We start from the raw sequence: 25839 nt of genomic DNA on the forward strand, positions 1-25839 counted from the left end.
TGACAAATCCTTTATAAACTCAATTCAAAAAATAAAATTATTGATTTAGCTGTGCATCAAAAGCCTGATCACGATCAATTTGATATTTTATGCAAATCACCATTCATTCACCATCCTTTTTTATTAATTTTACTTTTAAAAAAAGCTGCTTTGCCAAATAAAAAACTACTTCATTCTGCCCTTAACGAAAAACCTGGGGTTTCTTCTCCTGATGCTATCAGTGCTGCAGCGGTGGAACATATCCAGCAATTTAGAAAAATACAGCCTTCATCTAACGAACTCTTTAGCGGCATATTAGCGGGAAATATCACAGCTTTGAGTCGTGCCATTACGTTAGTAGAAAGTACAAACACCAACCATTTAGCGAAAGCCAATGAAGTCATAAATGCTTGTTTGCCTCACGCCAATAAATCCGTCAGAATAGGAATAACAGGGGTTCCCGGAGTAGGAAAAAGCACTTTTATTGAAGCCTTTGGTTTGCACTTGACCAGTTTAGGAAAGAAAGTAGCTGTTTTGGCAGTAGATCCGAGCAGTACCATTTCACACGGAAGTATTTTAGGTGATAAAACCCGAATGGAGGAATTGGTTAAAGACAAAAATGCATACATCAGACCATCTGCTTCTGGGGAAACCCTAGGTGGAGTAGCCCGAAAAACCAGGGAAACCATCACGCTTTGTGAAGCCTGCGGTTTTGACACTATATTGATCGAAACGGTGGGTGTTGGTCAAAGTGAAACCGCAGTACACAGCATGGTAGATTTCTTTTTGTTGTTAAAAATTACCGGGGCTGGTGATGATTTACAAGGAATAAAACGCGGTATTATGGAAATGGCTGATGCCATCGTAATTAATAAAGCCGATGGAGACAATATCCGAAAAGCTCAATTAGCCAAACTGGAATTCAAGAGAGCTCTACATCTTTTTCCGGCTAAAAAATCAGGCTGGATCCCTACCACTTCTACCTGTAGCTCCATAAGTCACGAAGGAATCGCGGAAGTTTGGGAAACCATTCATAAATTTCTGGAACTTACTAAAGTCAATAATTATTTCTTTGAAAAACGGAAAGAACAAAACCAATATTGGATGTTAGAAACCATCAACGAACAATTAAAAACTAATTTTTACAATAATCCGGAAATTCAAGCATCAATGAATGCAACTAAAAAAGCGGTGCAAAATGATGAAATTTCACCCTTTGCAGCCGCTCAAAAATTATTAGAAACCTATTTTAAAAAATAGATTTACTCCTCGTAAAGTTTGATTTCTCTATCGTAAAACTCATTGGCAAGAACAATTAATCCTTCCATTTCTGCATTTAGTTCGCCTTCATCCAGATCTTCGGCTTCTTCGATAAATTCGACTTCATCATCTTTCAGATTGATAATAAATCGGGGATAATCCAAATGAATGATAAAAATATCTTCAGGAAAATCGGTGTTGTCGCCCAGTAAAAATTTTGGTAATTCCATGAATTTAATAGTTAAGTATTTATTGTTTTATTTATTCTCGCTTTGCATTACCAACTTTCTTGTCAATCTCGCAAAGCGAATATACAAAAATAAAGCGGCTGCCGTCAATCCTGCCAAAAGCCCGATCCAAATTCCAACTGCTTTTAGATTGGTATAGTTTCCCAGATAGTAGGAAATTGGAAAACCAATAACCCAATAGGACACAAAGGTAATATACATGGGGATTTTCACATCTTGCAAGCCACGTAAAGCACCAAGAACAACAACTTGAATTCCATCTGAAATTTGAAAAACAGCGGCTACTAACAGTAATTTTGATGTGATAGTGATAATTTCAGAATTATCAATCATTTGAGCCGAATCAGACATATTCAAAAATAAATGTGGCAGGTATTGATGAAACGCCACAAAAATAATGGCAAAAAATGTTTCTAAAATTATAGCCAGTAAAAAGATAGAACGGGCTACAACAATCAATTCTTTGTAATCATTCATTCCCTTGGTATGACTCACGCGGATCATGGCGGCAACACTCAATCCCATAGCGACCATAAATGTTGATGATGACAGGATGAGGGCTATTTGATTGGCGGCCTGACTGTTTTTTCCAATCGAACCTGAAAGCCAAATAGCAGCGGTAAACAATGCTACTTCAAACAGCATTTGCATGGCTGAAGGCAACCCAAGATTGATGATTTTTTTTAACACTGATTTTCGTATTTCCTTGAAACTGAAATTTTTGAAATATCGTTTTAATGCTGCATTTCTTTTTATTAAATAATGCATAAAAACGACCATCATAATTCTTGAAATGACAGTTCCTAAAGCCGCCCCAAGAATACCTAATTTAGGAAAAATCCAAATGCCATAAATAAGAACATAGTTAAAAAAAATATGCACCACATTAGCCATAAGTATGGCATACATAGAATATTTAGTTTTTGCTAAACCATCCGCAAATTGTTTGTATCCCTGGTATATTATTACCGGAATCAAAGAAAAAGCAACCCAGTCAATGTACGGAGCAGCCATGTCAGCCACTTCTTTGGGTTGGTGCATCAAGTACATAATTTGTTTGGACAAAACGGTCAGAATAAATAAAGCGACTCCAAGAACTGTACATAAAAGCAATCCATGGTGAAAAATAGAACGGATTTTACCCTCCTCTTTTTCCGCATCAGCTTCTGCAACTAAAGGAGTAATTGCTGTTGAAAATCCTATTCCTATCGATAACGCAATAAAGATGAAACTGTTTCCCAGTGATACCGCCGCCAGCTCCGTAGACCCTAATTTTCCTACCATGAAATTGTCAACAATCCCTATTAAGGTATGTCCCAACATTCCTAAAATTATGGGATACGCTAATCTTATATTATAAGAAAACTCTTTGAAGTATTGGGAGAAATTCACTTTTTGCTTTTTTGATGGCAAATATAATTAGAAGCTTTCAATTGCATCACTACTATTTGATATATATCACTACTTTTTTAGTGAAACAGGCTGCAAGTTATAAATTCTATAACAAAACGAAATAATTGTATAACTTTTTCAGCATTGGTACTGTTACTTTTGATATGTTGTTTTGGGGGCAGTTTAACCTACAAAACAGAATATAAATTTAAAAAATACAATTATGAAAATCACAGAAAAAATGAAAATCGCATTTGCATGTACCATCGTAATGATGTTTGCAAATAATGTACAAGCTCAAGAAACAACCAAAGTAGAGCACTATGATCAAGGATTCCGTTTAGGAGTTGGTGTAAATGGTGGATATTCCGTAAATGATCCATACAAATTAACTTTAGGAGCCGATGCCAGATTACAATATGATTTATCAAAACGATATTCTGTAACCGTAACAACTGGTTTCAACAACTTATTTGTAAGTAAAGCTAACGGATCTGATCTAGGGTTTATTCCGGCAAAAGCAGGTTTTAAAGCTTTTATATGGGACGATCAATTTTATGTAATGGGAGAAGCCGGTGCTGCTTTTGCAGTGACTAACGGTTATAATGAAACCTCATTAATCGTAGCGCCAAGTATTGGTTACGCTACAAAATACATTGATATCTCTTTGCGATATGAGCACTATTCTGATTTTCCTAGAGTGAATAACAATGGAACTCCAGGAGAAGGTGTAGGACAAGTTGGCGTTCGTGTGGCTTATGGTTTCAAACTATAACGTTATTTTGCATTCGGTTAAAAACCGCAAACTTCCCGAATCAGGCTACACTTAACGATGTATCCATGCCTTGCAAACAAATCAAAACCCGAACCTGTTGTGCGCATGCATCACATCCTGCAACTCGCTCCATTTTGCCAATCACTTTAAAATCATCGGGATTTATAGATTTCATAACAAATAATTTATCTTTGCAACTCAAATGTAACAAACTATAAGGATTAATCCTGATGAATTTTAGGAGCATATTCCAGCTATTCGTTGCAATCTTTTATTATTTTAAAGAAAAATAATAAAAGGATTTCCACTATTATCTGGGCTAGGCACTTGTTTTCAAAACACATACAATGGAAAAATTCACACTCGAATTACTGTTTCAAATTATCGGCATTGGTTCCGCATCAGGACTTGTTTACAAAGACAATTCGCTACTGATTATTGGCGACAACAGCGGCTTTCTTTACGAATATCACATCGATTCCAAGGATTTAAAACGCTATCCGCTACTGGAAAATCCTACAGAGAACACGCCAAAAAAAGACAAAGCTGATTTTGAAGCCATAACCCATTTTGAAGACAGCGTGTATGTTTTTGGCTCCGGTTCCACCGAAAAAAGGAACAAAATGATTCAAATCAACTCCAGCCATAAAAGAGTAACTGCCACAAATGATATCACTAATTTATATGCAGCGCTGCAAAGTTTCGGGGAAATAAAAGCCGAAGATTTCAACATTGAAGGTGCTATCTACAATGGCAAAAGTTGGTTTTTAGTGAATCGTGGCAACGGAAGCGCCAATAAGAATGTCCTTTTTACCATCGAAGGAAAAAACCTCACTACTGATTTCGCTATTCTTTCAAACAACTACAAACTCCCAAAAATACAAGGAGTACGAAGTAGTTTTACCGATGCCGTTTTAGTCGACAACAGCATTTATTTTTTGGCCACAGCCGAAGATACCAAATCTACTTATGAGGATGGCGAAATTTTAGGAAGTCTTATTGGAAGCATCAACCTGACAACCATGAAAATCGATTTCACACAAAAAATTAGCAGCACCCATAAATTCGAGGGGTTGACTTTATACGCCAATTCAAAAGAAAAAATAGAATTCCTGCTCTGTGAAGACAAAGATACCGAGGTTTTAGAAACCGAAATTTACAAACTGACATTGGACAAAAAATAAAGTCCATTTGATTAAAAAATGTTCGTTGCTGTCAAAATAACAGAACGTTAAATTTAGATTAAATAGAAAATCAAAATAGATTTCAAATGTAAAACGGACTACTTTTACAGTAAACTTAGCCTTTTATTGGCCTAAAATAATTCTCCAAATGACAGATTTAAAAAATAAAAATGCCCTGATTACCGGCGCAGGAAAAGGAATTGGTAAAGCAATCGCTTTGGCCCTAGCCAAAGAAGGTGTTAATGTAATTTTGATTGCCAGAACACAGGATGAAATAGACAGCGTAGCGGCAAAAGTGCGTTCGTTGCGCGTAAAAGCACTTGCAATAACTGCTGATGTTGCTGATATCAACTCGGTAAACGCTGCCGTTGAGCAAGCATTGGCTGAATTTGGAACCATTGATATTCTAATCAACAATGCCGGAATAGCCGCTTTTGGAAAATTTTTAGAATTAGAACCTACGGATTGGGAACGCATCATTCAGGTAAACTTAATGGGAACCTATTATGTAACTCGCGCCGTTTTACCCAATATGATCGAAAGACAAACCGGGGACATCATCAACATTTCTTCCACAGCCGGATTAAGTGGCAATGCATTGACAAGCGCTTACAGTGCCTCAAAATTTGCCGTTTTAGGATTAACGGAATCGTTGATGCAGGAAGTGCGTAAACACAATATTCGTGTAACGGCCTTAACCCCAAGTACGGTTGCCACGGAAATGGCCAAAGATTTAAAACTGACCGACGGGAATCCGGAAAAAGTCATGCAAGCAGAAGATATGGCAGAGTTAATCATCGCACAACTCAAACTTAACCGACGCGTTTTCATTAAAAACAGCAGTATTTGGTCTACAAATCCGTAAAAATTTTCAAACATATAAGTCATATAATTTTTTTTAAAACCATTAAGGGATTAAGAAAATTAAGCGTCTAACTTAATGAACTTAATCCCTTAATGGTTTTTAATCTTTTGCTTATATGACTTATATGTTTAAAAACTAATTAAACCAAAGTTGTAACAAATTCCATTCGAACACTACCGTCTTCATCAATTTTTGTCAAATTGATTTTTTGTAATGTATTTACTAATTCCGGATTCCAAGGGGTTTTTACTTTCACATAGTTTTCCGTAAACCCGTGAATATAGCCTTCTTTATTTTCACTTTCGAACAAAACGGTTCTATTGCTTCCCAATTGACTTTCGTAAAAAGCACGGCGTTTTTTGACGGATAAACTGCGCATCATTTTACTGCGTTTGGCCCGAACATTCGCAGGAACAATACCTGCCATGGTTGCTGCCTCAGTATTATCACGTTCAGAATAGGTAAAAACGTGCAAATACGAAATATCCATATCATTCACGAAATGATAGGTTTCCAGGAAATGCTCGTCTGTTTCTCCCGGGAAACCCACAATGACATCTACGCCAATGCAAGCATGCGGCATCACTTCCCGAATTTTATTTACCCTTTCAGTATAAATTTCACGTTGGTACCGACGCTTCATTAATTTCAAAATATCATTGCTTCCAGACTGCAACGGAATATGAAAATGCGGCACAAAAGTTCTGCTTTTTGATACAAATTCAATCGTTTCATTTTTCAATAAATTCGGTTCAATAGAGGATATTCGCAATCTTTCTATTCCTTCTACTTTGTCTAATTCCCGAACCAATTCCAGGAAAGTATGTTCGTGTTTTTTATTACCAAATTCCCCTTTTCCGTAATCACCAATATTTACGCCGGTAAGCACAATTTCCTTGATGTTTTGTTTCGAAATTTCGGCTGCATTTTTCAATACATTTTCCAGTTCATCACTTCTGGAAATCCCTCTTGCTAATGGAATTGTGCAATAGGTACATTTGTAATCACAACCGTCCTGTACTTTCAAAAACGCACGGGTTCTATCCCCAATCGAGTAACTTCCCACATAAAAATCAGCTTCGGCAATTTCACAGGAATGCACTTCGCCAAAATCATTTTTGGACAAATCATTGATATAATCGGTCAATTTAAATTTTTCGGTAGCACCAAGAACTAAATCCACACCATCAACAGCCGCTAATTCTTCCGGTTTCAATTGCGCATAGCAACCCACCGCCGCTACAAAGGCTTTATTGTTCAATTTCATCGCTTTTCGCACAACTTGCTTGAACTGCTTATCCGCGTTTTCCGTAACGGAACAGGTATTAATCACATACATATCAGCCACTTCCTCAAAACCTACCCGATCAAAACCCTCGTCTTGCAGGGTACGGGCAATTGTTGACGTTTCTGAAAAATTCAGTTTACAACCTAGTGTATAAAAAGCAACTTTTTTTCTGTTTTCCATAAGATAACTCAATTAATGAAATCGTTGTCAAAAAATTAAGAGTGCAAATTTACGAACAATATTCTGGAAAATGAAATCAATAATTTTCTATATACTAGCATCGTGAAGTAGACTAATTTAGACTCAAAAGATGAAAAAAATAATTTTAATTATATTCCTTTTTAATGCAATTCAAGCAAATGCTCAAAACATTGTTGAATGGCATGATAAGTACCAAATGCAGCTTTCCGATTTTCAATCTAGCGCTACTCAAATTGGGAATATAAAATCAATAGTATTCATAACGCTTCCAGTCCTGATTTTGCGTTTCAAATGAGCAATATTGAGTTCCTGTTTACCAAGGATTTTAATTCAAAAGTGCTACGCATCCATTATTGCAATTAAAACTAATACAGCAAACCATTTAGTGAATTTTGCTCAGTATGAATTTAATTTATCTGTACTCTATGCATAAAATTGCTAAAATAAATTTACAACCCAAAAGGAATTTTTTCTGACACCACCTTTTACAAGTGCTTTTTAACGCCGTTCAGAAACAATACAAGAAGGAATATGCAATTGCTTCAAAAACTACTGAACTGAGACAAAAAGAGAAAAGCTTTTAGAAATTCGAACAGGTCTCCTACAAAGATTACAACAATACCTTGATTTTTATATTAGTTAAAACTCCTAAAAAAAATCTTAGTTCAATATAAACCGTCTTACCACCTCAGCCACTCCATGATTATTATTTGATGCCACGATAAAATCTCCTCTGTGTCTTAATTCAGGATCCACATTATCCACCCAAATACCCAATCCAGCATATTCAATCATGGTTAAATCATTCCCTGCATTTCCAACAGCAATAATTTCACTTTGCAGAATATTTAATTTTTTGGCTAAAAATTCAATACTGGCTCCTTTATCAATTCCATTTTGTGCTACTTCCAGAAAAAACGGCTTAGACATGCTGACACTTAGATGCGGCATAGCGATTTTCAGGTCTTTTTCTACTTCTTTAAGATAACTTGGCTCTTGCAATAAAATACATTTTACAGCTGAAGACTGCACTTCCTCTTTAAAACTCACCACTTTATTATGGGCTAAACCGGTAATTTTCTTTTCAATTTCTATGTATTCAGAATCCGTTTCACTTACAATTTTACCGTTAATATAGGTAATAATATGTGTCTTACTTTTTATACTATAATCGTACAATTCATGGATTTGCTTTTGTGTTAACATTTGCTCAAAAATAATTTTATCTTCCTTTAAATCGGTAATTACTGCCCCGTTGTAGGATATCATGTAGGAATTATCCAATTGTAGCTCTTTGGCGTAGGCAATCATTGCAGGTGTAGGTCGTCCAGAAGCCAGAATAACATAAACCCCTAATTCCTGCGCCTTAGCCAACATCCCTTTATTCTCGTCTGAAATGGTATGATCATCGTTCAACAATGTGTCGTCCATGTCCAAAACCAACATTTTATATTTCATTTTTATTTTTTAAACGTAGTAGTTTCAATTACTGCGGATTCACAAATTACTTTTTCAATTTGATTGAATTCTGACGATTGTCAAAAATTTGAAGAATACGAATTTTCATTTCAGAATGAATTTTATACGTTAGAATAATCATTCTTCTGTATGGTTCTCCCAAGAATTCATCAAGTTGATATTGTTCCACAAAATGAATATTTTTACTTTGAATTACAATATCTCTGATACCATTTCTCGCTCCTTGAAGATAGTTAAATTTAATAAATTCAACTATTAGTCTTAAATCGGCTTTCGCTTCATTATACTAAAGTAGGGTGATTTGTTTTTACCTATTACCATTTCTCAATTTACTTATATATATATCCTCAATAGTTGTATATTTTCCTGATAAAATCATCTATCAGCTTCTTTATAAACTGGATAACAGCTATAGTATGAGCAACAAATTTCTGGTCTAAAACAGATTTAAACACTATTATTTTCTCAGTTTACGTTCATGATCGATGTGAAGTAATCAATCCATCAATTCTATTTTTTTTCGCAGTTATATCCGTCTTATAGCCGTATTTGAATAGCAAATATACTAATTTAAATACTCATTCTGAATTCTTCAATAACGGGGTTTACTTTTGCAAACTCGGTTTCCTGAACAAACAATTCAACCGCTAAATCTGAATTTCCAAATCCTCCTAATCGAGCCGATTGTATATTGTTTTTCACTACTACATTTACACCAATCGCTTCGATTTTTTCTTGTAACGCCATTGCTAAAATTTCACTTCCCGAAAACACTTTCATTAATCCCATTTTACTCTTTATTTAATTGTTTAGCTCCGCAAAATTTCCAACTTTGAGGATGCGTTAAAGGTCTCCTGACCTTGTTATTTATAATCTAATATCCTGTTCTTAGCTCCCAGCTCCGCAAAGCTTCCAACTTTGAGGATGCGTAAAAGGTCTCCTGACCTTATTATTTTCAATGTAATATCTGTTCTTAGCTCCGCAAAATTTCCAACTTTGAGGATGCGTAAAAGGTCTCCTGACCTTGTTATTTTCAATGTAATATCTGTTCTTAGCTCCCCAAAGTTTCCAACTTTAAGGATGCGTAAAAGGTCTCCTGACCTTATTATTTTTAATGTAATATCCAGCTCCGCAAAGTTTCCAACTTTGAGGATGCGTTAAAGGTCTCCTGACCTTGTTATTTATAATCTAATAGTTTTCCCTATTTTATTTTGACCTCGTTACCAAATAAAATTATTCGTTATTGAAGACGGTTTTAAAACATCTATTACTGGATTGTCAACTTTTGTAATTGCTATGATTCCTTCATCATTTACATAATTCGATGCACTTGAATAGTAATAATGTGACGCTTTAATAACTATTCCCGCTCGTATTGGGTTCATGTGGATATAATCTAATTTAGACCACATAAATTTTTCAGAAAAGATTTCTTCGGGATGGCTGCCATATTGCCAAAACTGATATTTTTCATTACGCGTATGACTTTTACAAGCAAATTCAAATCGTTTTAACATCCAGTCTGCGCGACTTTCTGGTCCGTTTTCTATTTTATTCAAAATAGTCTTTGCCGTAAACTTTTTGAAATCTCTAATCAAATCAGATAATTTACTTTCTTCGGATTGAATAATCAAATGAATATGATTGGACATAATTACAAATCCATACAAAATCATCCCTTTGTTTTTTATGCAAAAATCCAAGCTTTCAATAATGCAATCTTTGTAATTTTTTCTAGAAAACACATCTACCCAATCTACAACTGTTGCCGTAATAAAATGAGGTTTTGATTGGTCTCGGATAATGTAGCCTTCTTTCATATCGTTATTATTTCAGTCTGAGACTTGACTACACCTCCTCAAAGTTAAAAACTTTGAGGAGCAAATATGTAGCCTATTCTATTGTTATTATTTCAGTCTGAGACTGAACTACACCTCCTCAAAGTTAAAAACTTTGCGGAGCATAAGGAGTATAAATTATTCTAGCTATGGAAGTCATCTCCAACTTCAGGTTCTAAATCTTCCTCCTCTTCCTCTTCCTCTCCTCCATCAAAATCGAATTCAAAAGGCTCCACCAGCATTTTTTCAGCAAGAACCTCTATTCGCTCGGTGAATTGTTCCGACAAAATAATACGTTGAGTTTTGACAATGCTATTCGAAATACGCATGATTTTTGTCTCATGACGCAATTTCAAAATTGGATCTGCATCATCAAGAACAAGCATTTTTAATCGGTTTACATTATAACCAGCCGTAGTAAACATTTCACTTAGTTTATTTGGAGTCCCTATCAACACATCAATTCCGCTGGAAATATAATTCTTATCGTATTCCATATCTCCTTTGTCATGAACACCATAGACTTCTAAATTAGAATACTTCCCATATTTTTCAAATAGGGATTCCATTTCCAATACTTTCGCTTTGTCTTCAACAATTATCAAAGCCCTTGGCGATTCTTCGGTTGCTCCTGTCAATCTCTGAATTACATTTAGCACGATTGTAGTTGATTTCCCGCTTCCTTTTGGTGCAATAATAATACAATCCGAACCACTTTTTAGTGTCGAAAATGTTTCTTTTTGAATTGCATTGGCCTCAGTCAAACCGTTTTCAATCAGGGCTTGTTGTAACGCTTGGTTTATTTTTTTTAGTTTCATTTATTTTAGATTGAAAGATTAAAAATTAAAAAATTAAAAGATTAAAGCTATTGCCTAATCTTTAAATCATTAAATTTTTAAATCATTAAATTAATTTTATTTAGATGCGAATAACTTCACATCATTCTCAGAAATTTCGTTTCCGCCAAGGATAATCAAACGCTCCACTACATTTCGTAATTCCCGAATATTTCCTGTCCAATCATAATCCTGCAATAAATGAATCGCTGCTGAAGAGAATTTTTTTACCGCATTTCCTTGCTCCAAAGCAATTTTTTCGGCAAAATGAGCAATCAACATCGGGATATCATCCCGTCTTTCGTTCAATCCCGGAACTTTTATCAAAATCACGGCCAAACGATGGTATAAATCTTCCCGGAAACGTCCTTCGGCAATTTCGACTTTCAAATCTTTATTGGTTGCCGCGACTACACGAACATCGACTTTGATATCTTTGTCCGCTCCCACTCTGGTAATCATACTTTCCTGTAAAGCACGCAATACTTTAGCTTGCGCCGAAAGACTCATATCTCCAATTTCATCCAAGAAAATAGTGCCTTTATCTGCCGCTTCAAATTTTCCTGCGCGGTCTTTCACTGCGGAGGTAAACGCTCCTTTTACGTGACCAAATAATTCGCTTTCAATCAATTCCGATGGTATAGCCGCACAATTCACTTCGATTAAAGGGAAGTTAGCTCTCTCACTTTTTTCATGTAATTGATGTGCAACCAGTTCTTTTCCGGTACCGTTGGGTCCCGTAATTAAAACTCTGGCTTCGGTTTGGGCTACTTTCTCAATCATCACTTTAATGTGATTGATGGCGTCGCTTTCGCCAATCATTTCGTAGTTTTTGCTGACTTTTTTCTTCAGAAATTTGTTCTCTACTACAAGTTGTTTTTTGTCCAAAGCATTTCGAACTGTATTCAACAATCGGTTTAAATCGGGCGGTTTTGAGATGTAATCAAAGGCTCCCAAACGCATTGTATTGATAGCCGTTTCCATATCGCCATGACCAGAAATCATCACCATAGGAATTTCGGGCTTGATTTTTTTTACAGCTTCCAGTACCTCAACACCATCCATTTTAGGCATTTTGATGTCGCACAAAACCAAATCGTAATCGTTATTTTTTATTTTTTCAAGACCTGCAAGACCATCTTCGGCTTCTTCCACCTGATAAGTATCATTTTCTTCCGAAAGTATTTTTGTAAGTACTCTTCGAATGGCGGCCTCATCTTCTATGATTAGTATTTTTGACATCTCTTTTCTTTATTGGGTTAATCAGTTAACCAAATAACCGATTAAACTTCTATTAGTATTTCAACCATTTATATAATTCCCTCCAAGTGGGTTTCTTGCCATACATTAGTATTCCTATTCGGTATATTTTTGCGGCAAACCAAACTACAGAAAAGAAGGTGCCAAATAGCAGCGTTACTGAAATGGCGATTTGCCACAAAGGTACGCCAAACGGAATTCGCATCAGCATAACAATTGGTGATGTAAGCGGAATCATTGAAAAAATAACGGCAATTGTTCCGTGTGGATCATTGATAACCGTAAAAAAACCAAGGTAAACACTCAGCATCAATGGCATAATGATAGGTAAAAGGAATTGTTGTGAGTCCGTCTGATTGTCTACTGCGGCACCAATGGCTGCGTAAAACGAACTGTACAAAAAATAACCGCCGATGAAATAAATCACGAATCCAATCAAGATATTTGCAATGGGCAGATTCCATAATTCCTTAATATACATTTGGGCAGTTCCAGTCATTTCCTGCTGTGCAGCTTGCATCAATTCAGGCGAAACGCTGGCGCTTGGACCCACATTTACCCCAAAAAAGACTGAGGCTGCAAACATTAATGAGAGTCCAATGATAGCCCAAATAAGGAACTGCAGCAATCCGGCTAGCGCAGTTCCAATGATTTTGCCCATCATCAGTTGAAACGGTTTGACCGAGGATATAATAATCTCTACAATTCGGCTGGTTTTCTCTTCGATCACACTTCGCATCACCATGTTTCCGTAGATGATTATGAACATCATTATGAGGTATCCAAATGCGCCACCAATCCCAATTTTGATTTCGTTAAGTCCTTTGACACTCTCTTCACCCGATGCTTTCGTCAAACTAATATTGACTTGGGCCTGGGCTTTTTTTATGGCAAGCGTATCTAAATGTGCTTTTTCTAAATTGTTTTTAGTCAATTTATTAGCAATCACATCCTGAACTTTTTCTATAAAGGAAATACTGGGACTGTTGTTTGAAATAAACTGTATTTTATTTTCGAAATCCTTTGTGTTTTCTGACTTTGGAATATATAATAGTCCTTCATAGCGCTCGTCAGCGATGCTGTCTTTCAAAAATTTTAAATCTACAAGAGATAAATCGAGGTATTTGTACTGGCTGTTTTTGTTGTTTTTAAGTATAAATTCTTTAACGAACAAACCTGATTCATCATGAATGGCGATGCGTTTGGTATCCGCTTTCATGGAACTTAAATAGCCTATAAATGCTGCTATCCCAACAAATAACAACGGACTTAAAAAAGTCATTACAACAAAAGATTTATTACGCACTTTAGTAATAAATTCTCTTTTTATGATTAATGAAATGATACTCATTTTTTAGACTGCTTAAATTTTTAAATTACTTAGATTTTTTTAGAACAATTAGATTAGGAAACTGTAAAAAGTCTGACAATCTAAGAAGTCTAACCATCTATTGTGTTACTGTTTGAATGAAAATATCATTTACACTTGGAATTTTTTCTACAAAATGTGTTACTTGTCCACATTGCGTGAGGATATTCAATAATTCATTTGGCGTAGCATTTCCGAGTTGGATTTCCAGTTTTAACTCGTTGTTCAGTGATTTAAAATGTGCCGGAGCAACGCTAAATTTCTGTGTAATAGCAGACATCAATCCCGTTGCATTATCCGATAAAATACCCACTTCAAAACTATTGGTTTTAAATTGTCTTTTAACATCGTCCAGTTTTCCTTCAATCAGTTTATCTGATTTGTGAATCAAAGCGATGTGATCACATAATTCTTCTACGCTTTCCATGCGGTGTGTCGAAAAAATTATGGTGGCTCCTTCTTCTCGCAACGCCAGAATTTCTTCTTTGATAATAGTGGCATTCACGGGATCAAAACCAGAAAAAGGTTCATCAAATATCAATAGTTTTGGTTTGTGCAACACACACACGACGAACTGAATTTTCTGAGCCATTCCCTTAGAAAGTTCTTGGATTTTCTTGTTCCACCAGCCTTGTATTTCAAACTTTTCAAACCAATACTCCAGTTGTTTTTTGGCTTCAGCTTTAGAAAGCCCTTTCATCTGGGCTAAATACAAGCATTGTTCTCCTACTTTCATCGTGTTGTACAAGCCTCTTTCTTCCGGCAAATAGCCTATATATTGAACGTGTTTGGGTTGCAGTTTTTCACCATCTAAAATAATTTCACCACGGTCCGGCAATGTAATTTGGTTTATTATTCGGATAAGTGATGTTTTTCCGGCTCCGTTTGGACCTAAAAGTCCGTAGATACTTCCTTTGGGAACCGTTAATGAAACCTGGTTAAGCGCAACATAATCACCGTATTGCTTGACAACTTTATTCACTTCAAGAATATTACTCATGCTTATTTTTTAATTGGTGTAAAAGTAAATAATTAGTACCAAAATACTAAGAATTGTTTCCTATATGTAGCATTTAATTTTTAGCGATCCTCTGTTATTGCCTTAAGTGTATTGGTGTTTGTTTGCAAACAAATTGTTAATGGTGATTTCATAAAAAACCCATCCTTATTATAACAAGGATGGGTAATGTATTTTTATAATCGAATCGATAACTCGAGTCTAACTTTTTTTTTATGAAAACATGTCTTTTACTTTCTCAAAAAAGGATTTGTCTGATTTTTCCGGATTTGGAATAAAATTCTCATCCGTAAGATTTTTTTCGAAAAACTGTTTTTGATCTTTATCCAGCGTTTTTGGCGTCCAAACATTGACATGAACCAGTAAATCGCCGTTTCCATATCCATTGATACTCGGAATTCCTTTTCCTTTTAATCTCAAAATTTTACCGGATTGGATTCCTTCTTCTAGTTTGATTCTCACTTTTCCGTTTATAGCTTCAATGTCTTTGGAAATTCCTAGAACCGCTTCTGCAAAACTAATGTATAAATCGTAGTGTAAATTCTCTCCTTCGCGTTTCAAGAATTCATGCTCTAACTCTTCAATTGCCACAATTAAATCTCCCGGAATACTGTTTCCCGGAGCATCGTTCCCTTTATTAGACACTTTCAATTGCATGCCGTCTACCACACCCGCAGGTATTTTTATAGAAACCGTTTCATCTTCAAGAATCATTCCTTGCGCGTCTGCTTCGGCTGGTTTTTTATCTAGAATTTGTCCGGAACCACCACAGGTAGGACAGGTAGAAGCCGATTGCATTCTGCCCAAAATGGTATTCGTAACCCGCATTACTTGTCCTTGACCGTTACAGGTTGAACACGTTTTATAACTAACTCCAGGGGCCTGAACTTTACGTTTTACTTTTACTTTTTTCTCCACGCCGTTGGCAATTTCTTCCAACGTCAATTTTACTTTGATGCGCAGGTTGCTTCCTTTAGCGCGACGAACACCGCCTCCACCGCTGTTGAAACCACCAAAACCGCCACCAAAAATATCCCCAAACTGACTGAAAATATCATCCATATTCATACCTCCGTGACCACCTCCGCCACTGAAACCACCCGATCCATCAAAAGCTTGATGGCCGTATTGGTCGTATTTGGCTTTTTTCTGAGGGTCGCTCAATACTTCGTAAGCTTCAGCAGCTAGTTTGAATTTATCTTCTGCCGATTTGTCTCCGGGATTTTTGTCAGGATGGTACTGTAAAGCGTTTTTTCTGTATGCTTTTTTAATTTCAGCAGCATCAGCACTTTTGGAAATGCCTAATATTTCGTAAAAATCTTTTTTCATTTTTATTTTTTTATACAGTACAGACGCAATGTATCTCGTCTTTGTCTATTTAATTAAGACGCAATAAATCGCATCTCTACTGACCGATAACCACTTTTGGAAAACGAATGATCTTGTCTCCTAATTTATATCCTTTTTCAAGAACATCAACAATTTTCCCCTTCATCTTTGGAGCTGGAATCTGAGTAATTGCCTCTGCAAAATCCGCATCAAAAACATCTCCAGCTTTAACCTCAACTTGCTCTAATCCTTTAGAAATCAAAGTGCTTTTTAATTTCTCATGAATAAGCTCCACTCCCTTTGTCAACAATTCGTCATCCGATTTGTTTATTTCAACCAAAGCCCTGTCAAAATCATCCAATACAGGCAGCATCGCTAATAACACTTCTTGATTAGCCGTTTTGAATAATTCAATACGCTCTTTGGTTGTTCTGCGTTTGTAATTTTCAAATTCAGCAAATAAGCGTAAATATTTATCTTTCTCTTTAGCTAAGTCTTGCGTTAATTGCTCTTCTACACTTAATTCCTCAACAATGATTTGCTCTTCATTGGCATTATTTTCTAATGTCACCTCCTCTAATTCTTGATCGATTTCTGTATTTTCGGTAGTCATAGTACTCGTATTTTTAAAAATATTCTTAAACTTCATTTTTATTCTTTTTGGGATTGCAAAAGTACTGCCAATTCTTTTAAAATGTCAAATTGTCATCTTTTTATTGATTTCGCTTTTCTTTTCAATATAACACCTGAGTACTCAAAATTTTAAGATTATTTTAAGATTATCTTGCTATTGTTTCTTTAGCTTTGTTAAAATTTTTTATTTAGAACACTTTTAGAAAGTAAAAACTCACGATTTTATTCTAAACAATTATTAATTCACCATTACCTAATAGTAAAAAAAAGCTTCGTGTACTAAAAACGGAGCTTTTTTTATGTGTTTAAATTAAGACCGTAACAAATCTTGTTTTAGACTCTCAAAATCCACTGTACGCTGTTCCCCCGATATTAAATTTTTGAGCACAAACGTATCCGACGCTATTTCCTGTTCTCCTGCAATTACGGCAAAAGGAATTCCTCGTTTGTCGGCATGCTGAAACTGCTTGGCCACTTTAGCATTATCCGGATACAATTCCACTTTAATTCCTGCAGCTCTAAGCTTCTGAATGGCTTGCAATCCATAAAAAGCTTCAGCATCACCATAATTAATAAACAATGCTTTTGAAGTTGCTGTTACGGTTTCCGGAAACAAATTCAATTCTTCAATCACCAGGTAAATGCGGTCCAGTCCAAAAGAAATCCCCACACCACTCATGTTTTTCAATCCAAAAATTCCGGTCAAATCATCGTATCGTCCGCCGCCGCCAATGGAGCCCATTGCAACAGCTTTTGGCGGCGCCACTTCAAAAATGGCACCGGTATAATAATTCAATCCCCTAGCCAGAGTTACATCCAGGTCTAAAGTCGAATTGCTCAAACCTAATTTCATCACATTATCACAAATGAAACGCAATTCTTCCACGCCTTTCATTCCTTCCTCTGACTCAGCAAGCAAGACTGAAAGTTGGCTTATTTTTTCAGAAATGGTTCCTGTAAAATGGAATAACGGCTGGACTTTCAGAATTGCTGCTGCTGAAATTCCTTTCTCCATCATTTCTTTTTTGACCCCGTCTTCGCCAATTTTGTCCAGTTTATCGAGTGCCACTGTGAAATCGATCAGTTTATCCGATGCTCCAATCACGTCTGCAATACCGGATAATATTTTTCGGTTATTGATTTTGATGGTTACCCCTTCTAATCCCAAAGCTGAAAAAACAGTGTCATATAATTGCACTAATTCTACTTCTTGCCACAATGATTTAGACCCTACCACATCCGCATCACATTGAAAAAACTCTCTGAAACGGCCTTTTTGGGGGCGATCCGCTCTCCAAACGGGTTGGATTTGGTATCTTTTGAACGGGAATTCAATCTCGTTTTGGTGCTGTACCACATACCGGGCAAATGGAACGGTTAAGTCATACCGCAACGCTTTCTCCGAAATGCTCGCTGTCAGTTTTGTACTGTCTTTATTTTCGAGATGCGTGGCATTGGCTTTCGCCAAATAGTCTCCGGAATTCAAAATCTTAAAAATCAAACGGTCGCCTTCTTCTCCGTATTTTCCCATTAGGGTTTCGGAATTTTCAAATGAAGGGGTTTCTATGGGTTGAAAACCAAATTTCTCGAAATTGTTTTTTATGATTTGGATGATATAGTGCCGTTTTGCCACCTCGGTTGGTGAGAAATCTCTGGTTCCTTTTGGAATACTAGGTTTTGATGCCATTTTAATTAATTACAAATTACGAAATACGAATTACAAAAAACAAAATCGATTTCTTCAAAATCGTAATGGCTACATTGAAAATCCTAATTCTCTCTGCAAATATCCTGATTTTTAAATAAAAAAAATTAGAAATTTCCAATTATCTCAAATTCCTTCTTTTGGTCTTTGTTATCAGAAACTCGTTTCAAAAAATCTTTAAGCTCATTCGTTAAAGGCAGTTGATTTTGAGTGTTCCAAAAGGTTGCCGAATAAGGAAATTTAGCTTTAAAAACATCTTTGTCAACAGCAAAATTGGATTCTACTTTTTCATTAGTAACAGAATTGGTTGTAAAATAATCCATTGTTAAGTTGTATTTAAATGACCCATCGCTATTTTTATCAGCTAATACTTCTACCTGTGCATTCAGTTTTGCTAAATTGAGATAGTATTTATTTACTGTACTGTTTTTATTGTAGGTGACGAGTTTTTCGTATCGTGTGGTCCTATATTGCGTACTTGAAAGCTTAAATTTCTTAAAAGGTATTACTTCAGGATTATCATAGATTGACACAAAAAATTCGACAATTGCGTAATCATTTCTATTAATAATAAAATACCCTTTACTAATTTGCCCCCAAACATTTTTTTGCTTGGCTTCAAATAAAAATTTTCTAAAATCAAAATCATTATAATCCACCTCGGTAAAAATATTTTGATCCAACGCTGGATAGAATCCACCAAAAAACTCTGTAAAATCTGGAAAGGCAAAATCAATCTGCTTCTTTTTTTCAAAAAAACTAGTTTTCCTCATATTTAAAACTTCGATCTCACTAAAATTTTTGGGAAATGAATTTTTACCTCTTTTGGCGTGAATATCCTGCAACACGACGATGCTGTTGCCTTTTTTGAGTACATTTCTTAAAAAGAAGTTTGAAGTATACTTTGCACTATAATTGTCGACCATTTTATCATATACTTTTTTGATAAACGATTCATTATTAGCCACAACAACCTCCTTTAGTTCAAAGGCTTTGGCTTCCATAAAAATGGTGTCGTGCCTTTCTATTCTTTCAAAAGTAGTTTTCAGAGAATTATAGCCCAGCAAATTAAAATTAATTTCATTACGGCCAGAAATAAATACAAATAATCCTTCTTGATTTGTTGTAGAATTATCTTTATCATTATAAATACTAACGTTTTCTAAAGGTACTTTTGTTGTTTTATCAGCAATCATTTTAGTGATTTTAAAATTCTGGGAGTGACCAATATTGCTACAAAAAAGAATACAGAAAAAGGCGAAAAAAATATTATTCATTTCAAATAATTATAAATTAAAAATTTCAAAAAAATATATTTCCTAAAAATGGAAATTTAAATTTTTCTCACACCAAATATATTGATTCAAAATAAATATTCTGTCTTCGAAAGCTTAATTTGTAACAAAAATTGTAATTTCGTGTCAAACGTATATGATGTTAAAATTATTCAAAGAAAATATTCGGATTGCATTTGGTTCCATCCGAACGCAATTGTTGCGAACGGTGCTTACGGTGATGATTATCGCTATTGGGATCACGGCTTTAGTCAGTATTCTTACGGTTGTTTCGGCACTTGAAAACACTATTTCCTCAGATTTTGCCTCCATGGGAGCCAATACCTTCAACATTAAACAGTACGAAAACACCACTCGAAATCGTGGCGGGGACGAGCGAGAAATCATTAATCCCATCATTTCTTATCCGGAGGCTGTGGCTTTCAAGAAAAAATACAACTACCCATTTACAGAAACGTCGCTTTCCTTTACCGCGACATCTGCCGCCGAAGTAAAATATGAGGCAACAAAAACGGATCCCGAAAATGCGATCCTCGGAGTTGACGAATTTTTCATAACGAATTCCGGATTAGCAACCAGTTCCGGTCGCAATTTTACAGGATTTGACATTGACAACAATGCGTATGTATGTGTTGTAGGGTCTGATTTTGAAAAAGGATTGCTGAAAGACGTAAATCCCATTGATAAAATAATATCCATCCGAGGAGCTAAATTTAAGGTCATCGGAGTTTTGAAAGAGAAAGGATCCACGTTTGGGAACAGTCAGGATTTACGGGTTTTGATTCCAATTCAACTAGCGCGCTCCTTGTTTACGGCACCCAACATCAATTATACAGTGAGTGTCATGGTGGGCAAAAAAGAATTACTGGAACAAGCTCTGGACAACGCCACAAGTACGATGCGCCGGATTCGTAAATTGAGTCCCGTAGAAGACAGTAATTTTGGCGTCGTGCGCAGCGATGACTTGATCAACCGAATTTTAGGAATCACAAAATACCTGGGACTGGCATCCTGGCTTATAGGCATCATCACCGTGCTGGGATCTTCGATAGCCCTGATGAATATCATGATCGTCTCCGTTACGGAACGCACCCGGGAAATTGGAGTCCGTAAAGCCTTGGGAGCCAAGAAAACGACAATCGCCATTCAGTTTTTTATAGAAACATTACTGATAGGCCAAATGGGCGGATTAGTAGGCATTATTTTTGGAATCCTAATCGGATTTGGTATTGCCACAGCCATGGACTTTGCCTTTGTAATTCCGTGGGGCGCTATCTTGGCGGCTTTTATTACCAGTTTCATTGTAGCGATTGCTTCCGGTTTATATCCCGCAATCAAAGCGGCGGTCCTGGATCCCATTGAAGCCTTGCGTTATGAGTAGATTACAGTGGTCAGTCTCTAAAACTTTTGAAAAACTGATCCGTTTTCAACTTATAAATACTAATTACTTATTTCTCCTTTAATCATCCGGTCATTCCCGTAAATATCTTTTCGTAATTCGATGTTTTTGAAATTCATTTTTTCGAGTAAATCGACCATTTCTTTGCCTAAATACTGATTAATTTCAAAATACAACTTTCCGTTTGGCAGCAGATTTTTTTGAGCCAGTTTGGCTATTTTTTTATAAAAAATCAATGCGTCATTATCTTCTACAAAAAGTGCCAGATGCGGTTCATAGTCCAATACATTTTTCTTAATTTCCTCTTTTTCTAAATTGCGAACATACGGCGGGTTAGAAACAATAACATCAAATTCCTGAAGTAAATCTTCAGTTTCAAGAATGTTCTGCTTGATAAAAGTAATATTTACAGCATTATTGTGGGCGTTATTGTGGGCTGTAGCCAACGCTTTTTCAGACACATCAATTGCAAAAACCTGCGCATTCGGAATGTGTTTTGCCAATGAAACAGCAATACAACCACTTCCCGTGCCTATGTCAAGAATCTTTAAATCTTTGAATTTTTCAATCTTTAAATTATTTCTAATAATCCATGCGACTAGTTCTTCGGTTTCGGGTCTTGGAATCAATACATTTTCATTGACTTCAAAATCCAATCCGTAAAAACTCGTTTTGCCTAAAAGATATTGTATCGGGATTTCCTGTTTTAATTGTGCCAAAATCGAATTCCAAACTACCCTTTCCGTTTCCGAAAAAACCAAATCAGGATGCAAGGCCAGATCTATTCTTTTCAGTTGATGCTTTTCTTCTGCTATTAAATAGAAAAAACTCTCTGCTTCTCCGGCATCATAAATTGGAGTCAGTTCTTGAATAAATTGGGTTCTGTAATCTCTAATTTTAACGGAACTGTTTTTCATTTAAAATTCATGATTTATAATTTTTTGAGCATCCATATCGGACAACTGGTATGACCAGTGCTTCCCATGGGCGACTCAAGGTATTCAAAACCTACTTTCTTATACAGTTTCTGGGCATCAAGCATAAATGGCATGGTTTCAAGATAACAATTTTCAAAACCAAAATCCTTGGCACTTTCTAAACACTGAGCCATCATCTGACTTCCAAGTCCAAGACCTCTGGTTTCCGGCAGGAAATACATTTTTTGAAGTTCACAAATGGTTTCTGCTTCATTTTCAAGTGGGGCAACCCCGGCAGAACCTATAATTTTCCCATCCTTTTCCACCACATAATAAACTGATTTTGGCTTATTATACTCCTCATACATTAAATCCAAATACGGATCTTCATACGCCGTTCCTACTTTTGGAATCTTTAATTCGTCAAAAACTGCTCGTATCAATGCTGCAACTGCGAGATTGTCTTCTTTTTTTATTTTTCTAATGCGGTACTTTTCCATTTTTTTTCAGAAACTAATTTTAGCCACAAAAGTATCAATTGTTTGTTGTTATTCTCTAAAGTTTTTAAAACTAATCCTGCCTCAATCCCAAGTTTGGGTACCTGATTGGGGCTACACGCAAAAATCACTACTTTTGTAGAGTGAAAATACATGAAAAATACATCAAACGGTGCGTCGAGCTGGCCAAAAATGGTCTGGGAACCACCTATCCAAATCCGTTAGTAGGCAGTGTAATTGTTTGTGACGGCAACATCATTGGCGAAGGCTGGCATCAAAAAGCAGGAGAACCGCACGCAGAAGTCCTTGCAATAAATTCCGTAAAAGACAAATCGCTGCTGAATAAAGCAACTATTTACGTGAGTTTAGAGCCCTGCAGTCATTTTGGCAAAACACCGCCCTGTTGTGATTTGATTATCAAAAATAAAATTCCAAATGTAGTTATAGGCACTGTTGACCCCAATATAAAAGTGGCAGGAAACGGAATCAAAAAGCTCATGGAAGCCGGAGTACACGTAACCCTAGGCGTTCTGGAAGACGAATGCCAGGAGCTCAACAAAAGGTTTTTTACCTTTCACAAAAAGAAAAGACCGTATATTATCTTGAAATGGGCACAAAGTCAAGATAGTTTTATTGCGCCAAAAGAAAAATCAGAAAAAAAACCGGTCTGGATCACCACTATTTATTCCAGACAACTGGTTCATAAATGGCGCACCGAGGAGCAAGCCATACTGGTGGGAACACAAACTGTTATTGATGATAACCCAAAACTCAATGCGCGCGATTGGTATGGAAACAATCCCATTCGGGTGGTTTTAGATCAAAAGAACCGCATCCCAAAAGACAGTCACATCTTTGACAATCACGTTAAAACTATCCTTTTTTCCGGATTTAAAACGGGTGTTGAAAAAGAAAATACTATCTTTGAGTGCATCGATTTTGAAAAAAACACAGCTGAACACTTGGTTCAATCCCTGTACAAACATCAAATTCAATCCGTTATCATTGAAGGCGGAAGGCAAACGCTGCAAACTTTTATCGATGCTAATCTTTGGGACGAAGCTCGAATATTTGTTGGAAATATCCAATTTAAAACTGGAATCAAGGCGCCTATTCTTGTTCAAAAACAGTTCACAAAACAATGCATAGGTTCAGACGAACTTCTAATTCACAGAAACCATGATTAACACTATCATTTTTGATTTTGGAGATGTTTTTATCAACTTAGACAAACAAGCCACCGTTACTGCGTTCCAGAAATTAGGCCTGAAGGAATGGAATGCTGATTTAGACCATTTGAACATCCAGTTTGAAACCGGAAAAATTTCCCGTGAAAATTTCCTTTTGGGCATTCAAAAACATCTTCCAAATGCCACCACCAAAGAAATTCTAGCCGCTTGGAATGCCATACTCCTCGATTTCCCGTTGTATCGATTGGAATTCCTGCAAATGCTTTCGCAAAAATACCGCTTGTTTTTATTATCCAATACGGATGCTATTCATATAGAAACGTTCGAACGCAAAAACGGGATTTCTTTTTACAGGGATTTTTACCAATGCTTTGAGAAAGTCTATTTTTCATTTGAGCTAGGCTTAAGAAAACCAAATCCTGACGCTTTTCATCATTTGATAAGCAACCATGAATTAGCGCCCAAGCGAACGTTATTTGTCGATGATAAAAAAGAAAATACAGATGTCGCACTCGCATTGGGATTTGAAGTTTGGAATTTACAAGTAGGCACAGAAGATGTCATCCATTTACTGGACAAAAAAATAATTTGAAAGAACCGCTTCAAGTCATATCAAATTTCAAATTTCACTCCTTTTTTTAATTTCAATTGAAAGACACATACAACACCATTGCATTTTCTTCAGAGGAACTGCTATTCAAAGAAAAAAACAGCAAATTTTTTGGCTATGCCTATCCCATTCAATCGGAGGACGAAGTAAAGCCGCTCATCGATATTTTGCGGAAGCAACATCCTCATGCAGGACATTTTTGCTATGCCTATCAAATTGGCACCAGCACAATGGCCTATAGAGCAAACGATGACGGAGAACCAAGCCATAGTGCCGGTATGCCTATTTACGGACAAATTCAGTCGTTTTCAGTCACTAATATCCTGCTAGTCGTAGTTCGGGTTTTTGGCGGCGTGAAGTTAGGCGTTGGCGGCTTGATTACTGCCTATAAAACCACGGCACAACTGATTCTGGAAAGCTGTGCCATTATAGAGAAAACAATCGATTGTCATTTTAGCCTCGCCTTTGAGTACCAAAATATGAATAAAGTAATGCGGGTCATCAAGGAACAAAAATTGGAAATTGTATCTCAGGAAATGGAAATAAGTGCGATCACTACCCTTCCGATAGGTAAAATCGAGCTAAAAACCCGAAAAAAAAATGCCGAAAAACTATTCGACACTTTCAATTCGATGTTTGAAATCGGTATAAAACGACTCTAATTCCCATTCAATATTGCTTCTTTTGTACTTTATTCGATTGTTTTTAACAATTCTAAAATATACGCTGGAGGAGCCATTGGACGACCTGTTTTTAAGGAGACAAAAACCAAAATAAATTGAGCCGTTGTTAATAACTCATCAGATTCATTATAAATAGCACAATCAAATTCTATCTTCACCGAAGTCTGGCTTTTGAAAATCGTATGAACCGTTAACAACTCATCATAGCGCGCTGATTTTTTATAATTAATATTCATAGAAACAATAGGCAGCGCAATTCCGCTTTGCTCCATATTTTTATAGGAGATCCCTTTGTTTCTAAGCCATTCCACCCTTCCTATCTCAAAATAAGGAATGTAATTCCCATGGTATACAACTCCCATTTGATCCGTTTCCGAGTATCGCACCCGAACTTCTATTTGATGATCTTTCATTACTTATGTATTAAAAAAATTTAAATTTAAAAAAGCGCCTTACAACAATAATTCGGGAAATTAGTGCCCTATATATTTTTTTTTACAGAAATTTGTTCACATATTTGTTACCCCAATAAATAATCACACAACCTCTTTTTTTTAGTAAGATAAAAATTACCAATTAAAAATAATTT

General features: G+C 36.0%; 27 protein-coding genes. 9 read left to right on the top strand and 18 right to left on the bottom strand.

Annotated elements, in window-relative coordinates:
* Positions 1-150 precede the first annotated feature (150 nt).
* Positions 151-1239 carry a methylmalonyl Co-A mutase-associated GTPase MeaB gene (meaB, locus tag EKL95_RS11640; RefSeq protein WP_126564277.1) on the top strand — a complete coding sequence of 363 codons (1089 nt, stop codon included), beginning with the start codon at positions 151-153 and terminating at the stop codon, positions 1237-1239.
* 2 nt (positions 1240-1241) lie between these two features.
* Here the strand turns inward: meaB and EKL95_RS11645 are convergent, their stop codons facing one another.
* Positions 1242-1469 (bottom strand): hypothetical protein, encoded by a 228-nt coding sequence (locus EKL95_RS11645; RefSeq protein ID WP_126453696.1) that lies wholly within the window; start codon positions 1467-1469, stop codon positions 1242-1244.
* Between the two features lie 27 nt (positions 1470-1496).
* Complete coding sequence (locus EKL95_RS11650; RefSeq protein WP_126564278.1) at positions 1497-2879, bottom strand: MATE family efflux transporter; 1383 nt, start codon at positions 2877-2879, stop codon at positions 1497-1499.
* 223 nt (positions 2880-3102) lie between these two features.
* Between EKL95_RS11650 and EKL95_RS11655 the strand changes: the two genes are divergently transcribed.
* A complete protein-coding gene (locus EKL95_RS11655) occupies positions 3103-3654 on the top strand; it encodes a hypothetical protein (protein ID WP_126564279.1) in 552 nt (183 codons plus the stop codon).
* Between the two features lie 40 nt (positions 3655-3694).
* Here the strand turns inward: EKL95_RS11655 and EKL95_RS15325 are convergent, their stop codons facing one another.
* Complete coding sequence (locus tag EKL95_RS15325) at positions 3695-3829, bottom strand: hypothetical protein (protein ID WP_255416248.1); 135 nt, start codon at positions 3827-3829, stop codon at positions 3695-3697.
* A gap of 172 nt (positions 3830-4001) precedes the next feature.
* Here EKL95_RS15325 and EKL95_RS11660 point away from each other — a divergent pair, with 172 nt between their 5' ends.
* Positions 4002-4838 (top strand): DUF6929 family protein, encoded by an 837-nt coding sequence (locus EKL95_RS11660; RefSeq protein ID WP_126461172.1) that lies wholly within the window; start codon positions 4002-4004, stop codon positions 4836-4838.
* 148 nt (positions 4839-4986) lie between these two features.
* Positions 4987-5703 (top strand): 3-ketoacyl-ACP reductase, encoded by a 717-nt coding sequence (locus EKL95_RS11665; RefSeq protein ID WP_126461175.1) that lies wholly within the window; start codon positions 4987-4989, stop codon positions 5701-5703.
* Positions 5704-5842: 139 nt separating this feature from the next.
* Here the strand turns inward: EKL95_RS11665 and mtaB are convergent, their stop codons facing one another.
* Complete coding sequence (gene mtaB / locus EKL95_RS11670) at positions 5843-7171, bottom strand: tRNA (N(6)-L-threonylcarbamoyladenosine(37)-C(2))-methylthiotransferase MtaB (protein WP_126564280.1); 1329 nt, start codon at positions 7169-7171, stop codon at positions 5843-5845.
* 130 nt (positions 7172-7301) lie between these two features.
* Here mtaB and EKL95_RS11675 point away from each other — a divergent pair, with 130 nt between their 5' ends.
* Positions 7302-7487 (top strand): hypothetical protein, encoded by a 186-nt coding sequence (locus tag EKL95_RS11675; RefSeq protein ID WP_126555233.1) that lies wholly within the window; start codon positions 7302-7304, stop codon positions 7485-7487.
* Between the two features lie 365 nt (positions 7488-7852).
* Here EKL95_RS11675 and EKL95_RS11680 read toward each other — a convergent pair whose 3' ends face one another.
* The 11 genes from EKL95_RS11680 to EKL95_RS11730 form a co-directional block, all read right to left on the bottom strand.
* A complete protein-coding gene (locus tag EKL95_RS11680; protein ID WP_126461185.1) occupies positions 7853-8650 on the bottom strand; it encodes a Cof-type HAD-IIB family hydrolase in 798 nt (265 codons plus the stop codon).
* A gap of 591 nt (positions 8651-9241) precedes the next feature.
* On the bottom strand, positions 9242-9460 hold the full coding sequence (locus tag EKL95_RS11685) for a DUF2007 domain-containing protein (protein WP_113633582.1): 219 nt from the start codon (positions 9458-9460) through the stop codon (positions 9242-9244).
* 431 nt (positions 9461-9891) lie between these two features.
* Positions 9892-10491, bottom strand: a complete 600-nt coding sequence (locus tag EKL95_RS11690) for an REP-associated tyrosine transposase (protein WP_126461188.1) — start codon at positions 10489-10491, stop codon at positions 9892-9894.
* Positions 10492-10652: 161 nt separating this feature from the next.
* Positions 10653-11327, bottom strand: a complete 675-nt coding sequence (locus tag EKL95_RS11695; protein WP_126461191.1) for a DEAD/DEAH box helicase — start codon at positions 11325-11327, stop codon at positions 10653-10655.
* Positions 11328-11423: 96 nt separating this feature from the next.
* The gene (locus EKL95_RS11700) at positions 11424-12587 is read right to left on the bottom strand and encodes a sigma-54-dependent transcriptional regulator (protein ID WP_126461194.1); all 1164 of its coding nucleotides are present in this window, start codon (positions 12585-12587) and stop codon (positions 11424-11426) included.
* A 52-nt stretch (positions 12588-12639) separates the two neighbouring features.
* Complete coding sequence (locus EKL95_RS11705; protein ID WP_126564281.1) at positions 12640-13956, bottom strand: ABC transporter permease; 1317 nt, start codon at positions 13954-13956, stop codon at positions 12640-12642.
* A 97-nt stretch (positions 13957-14053) separates the two neighbouring features.
* Positions 14054-14974, bottom strand: a complete 921-nt coding sequence (locus tag EKL95_RS11710) for an ABC transporter ATP-binding protein (RefSeq protein WP_126564282.1) — start codon at positions 14972-14974, stop codon at positions 14054-14056.
* Positions 14975-15205: 231 nt separating this feature from the next.
* A complete protein-coding gene (gene dnaJ, locus EKL95_RS11715; RefSeq protein ID WP_126453722.1) occupies positions 15206-16321 on the bottom strand; it encodes a molecular chaperone DnaJ in 1116 nt (371 codons plus the stop codon).
* Positions 16322-16397: 76 nt separating this feature from the next.
* Positions 16398-16970 carry a nucleotide exchange factor GrpE gene (locus EKL95_RS11720; RefSeq protein WP_126461203.1) on the bottom strand — a complete coding sequence of 191 codons (573 nt, stop codon included), beginning with the start codon at positions 16968-16970 and terminating at the stop codon, positions 16398-16400.
* Between the two features lie 294 nt (positions 16971-17264).
* Positions 17265-18641, bottom strand: a complete 1377-nt coding sequence (gene hisS, locus EKL95_RS11725) for a histidine--tRNA ligase (protein WP_126461206.1) — start codon at positions 18639-18641, stop codon at positions 17265-17267.
* Between the two features lie 125 nt (positions 18642-18766).
* Positions 18767-19855, bottom strand: a complete 1089-nt coding sequence (locus tag EKL95_RS11730) for a hypothetical protein (protein ID WP_126555248.1) — start codon at positions 19853-19855, stop codon at positions 18767-18769.
* Positions 19856-20090: 235 nt separating this feature from the next.
* On the opposite strand from EKL95_RS11730, the gene EKL95_RS11735 reads away from it, so the two are divergent.
* Positions 20091-21335, top strand: a complete 1245-nt coding sequence (locus EKL95_RS11735) for an ABC transporter permease (protein ID WP_199736833.1) — start codon at positions 20091-20093, stop codon at positions 21333-21335.
* Between the two features lie 59 nt (positions 21336-21394).
* Here EKL95_RS11735 and prmC read toward each other — a convergent pair whose 3' ends face one another.
* Complete coding sequence (prmC, locus tag EKL95_RS11740; RefSeq protein WP_126564283.1) at positions 21395-22270, bottom strand: peptide chain release factor N(5)-glutamine methyltransferase; 876 nt, start codon at positions 22268-22270, stop codon at positions 21395-21397.
* 14 nt (positions 22271-22284) lie between these two features.
* Positions 22285-22770, bottom strand: coding sequence for a GNAT family N-acetyltransferase (locus tag EKL95_RS11745; protein WP_126461216.1), 486 nt, complete (start codon positions 22768-22770; stop codon positions 22285-22287).
* A 140-nt stretch (positions 22771-22910) separates the two neighbouring features.
* Here EKL95_RS11745 and ribD point away from each other — a divergent pair, with 140 nt between their 5' ends.
* Genes ribD through EKL95_RS11760 form a run of 3 tightly spaced genes read left to right on the top strand, consistent with a single transcriptional unit; the run spans position 22911 to position 25229 of the window.
* Entirely contained in the window at positions 22911-23954 is a 1044-nt protein-coding gene (gene ribD, locus EKL95_RS11750) for a bifunctional diaminohydroxyphosphoribosylaminopyrimidine deaminase/5-amino-6-(5-phosphoribosylamino)uracil reductase RibD (RefSeq protein WP_126564284.1), read from the top strand.
* On the top strand, positions 23947-24549 hold the full coding sequence (locus tag EKL95_RS11755) for an HAD family hydrolase (RefSeq protein ID WP_126461222.1): 603 nt from the start codon (positions 23947-23949) through the stop codon (positions 24547-24549). Before ribD ends, EKL95_RS11755 begins: the two co-directional genes overlap by 8 nt.
* A gap of 56 nt (positions 24550-24605) precedes the next feature.
* Complete coding sequence (locus EKL95_RS11760) at positions 24606-25229, top strand: IMPACT family protein (protein WP_126461225.1); 624 nt, start codon at positions 24606-24608, stop codon at positions 25227-25229.
* Between the two features lie 29 nt (positions 25230-25258).
* Here EKL95_RS11760 and EKL95_RS11765 read toward each other — a convergent pair whose 3' ends face one another.
* Positions 25259-25663, bottom strand: coding sequence for an acyl-CoA thioesterase (locus EKL95_RS11765; protein WP_126461228.1), 405 nt, complete (start codon positions 25661-25663; stop codon positions 25259-25261).
* Between the last annotated feature and the right edge of the window lie 176 nt (positions 25664-25839).

The sequence above is a fragment of the Flavobacterium sp. LB2P53 genome (genome assembly GCF_003970305.1).
In the GTDB taxonomy this organism is placed as follows: domain Bacteria; phylum Bacteroidota; class Bacteroidia; order Flavobacteriales; family Flavobacteriaceae; genus Flavobacterium.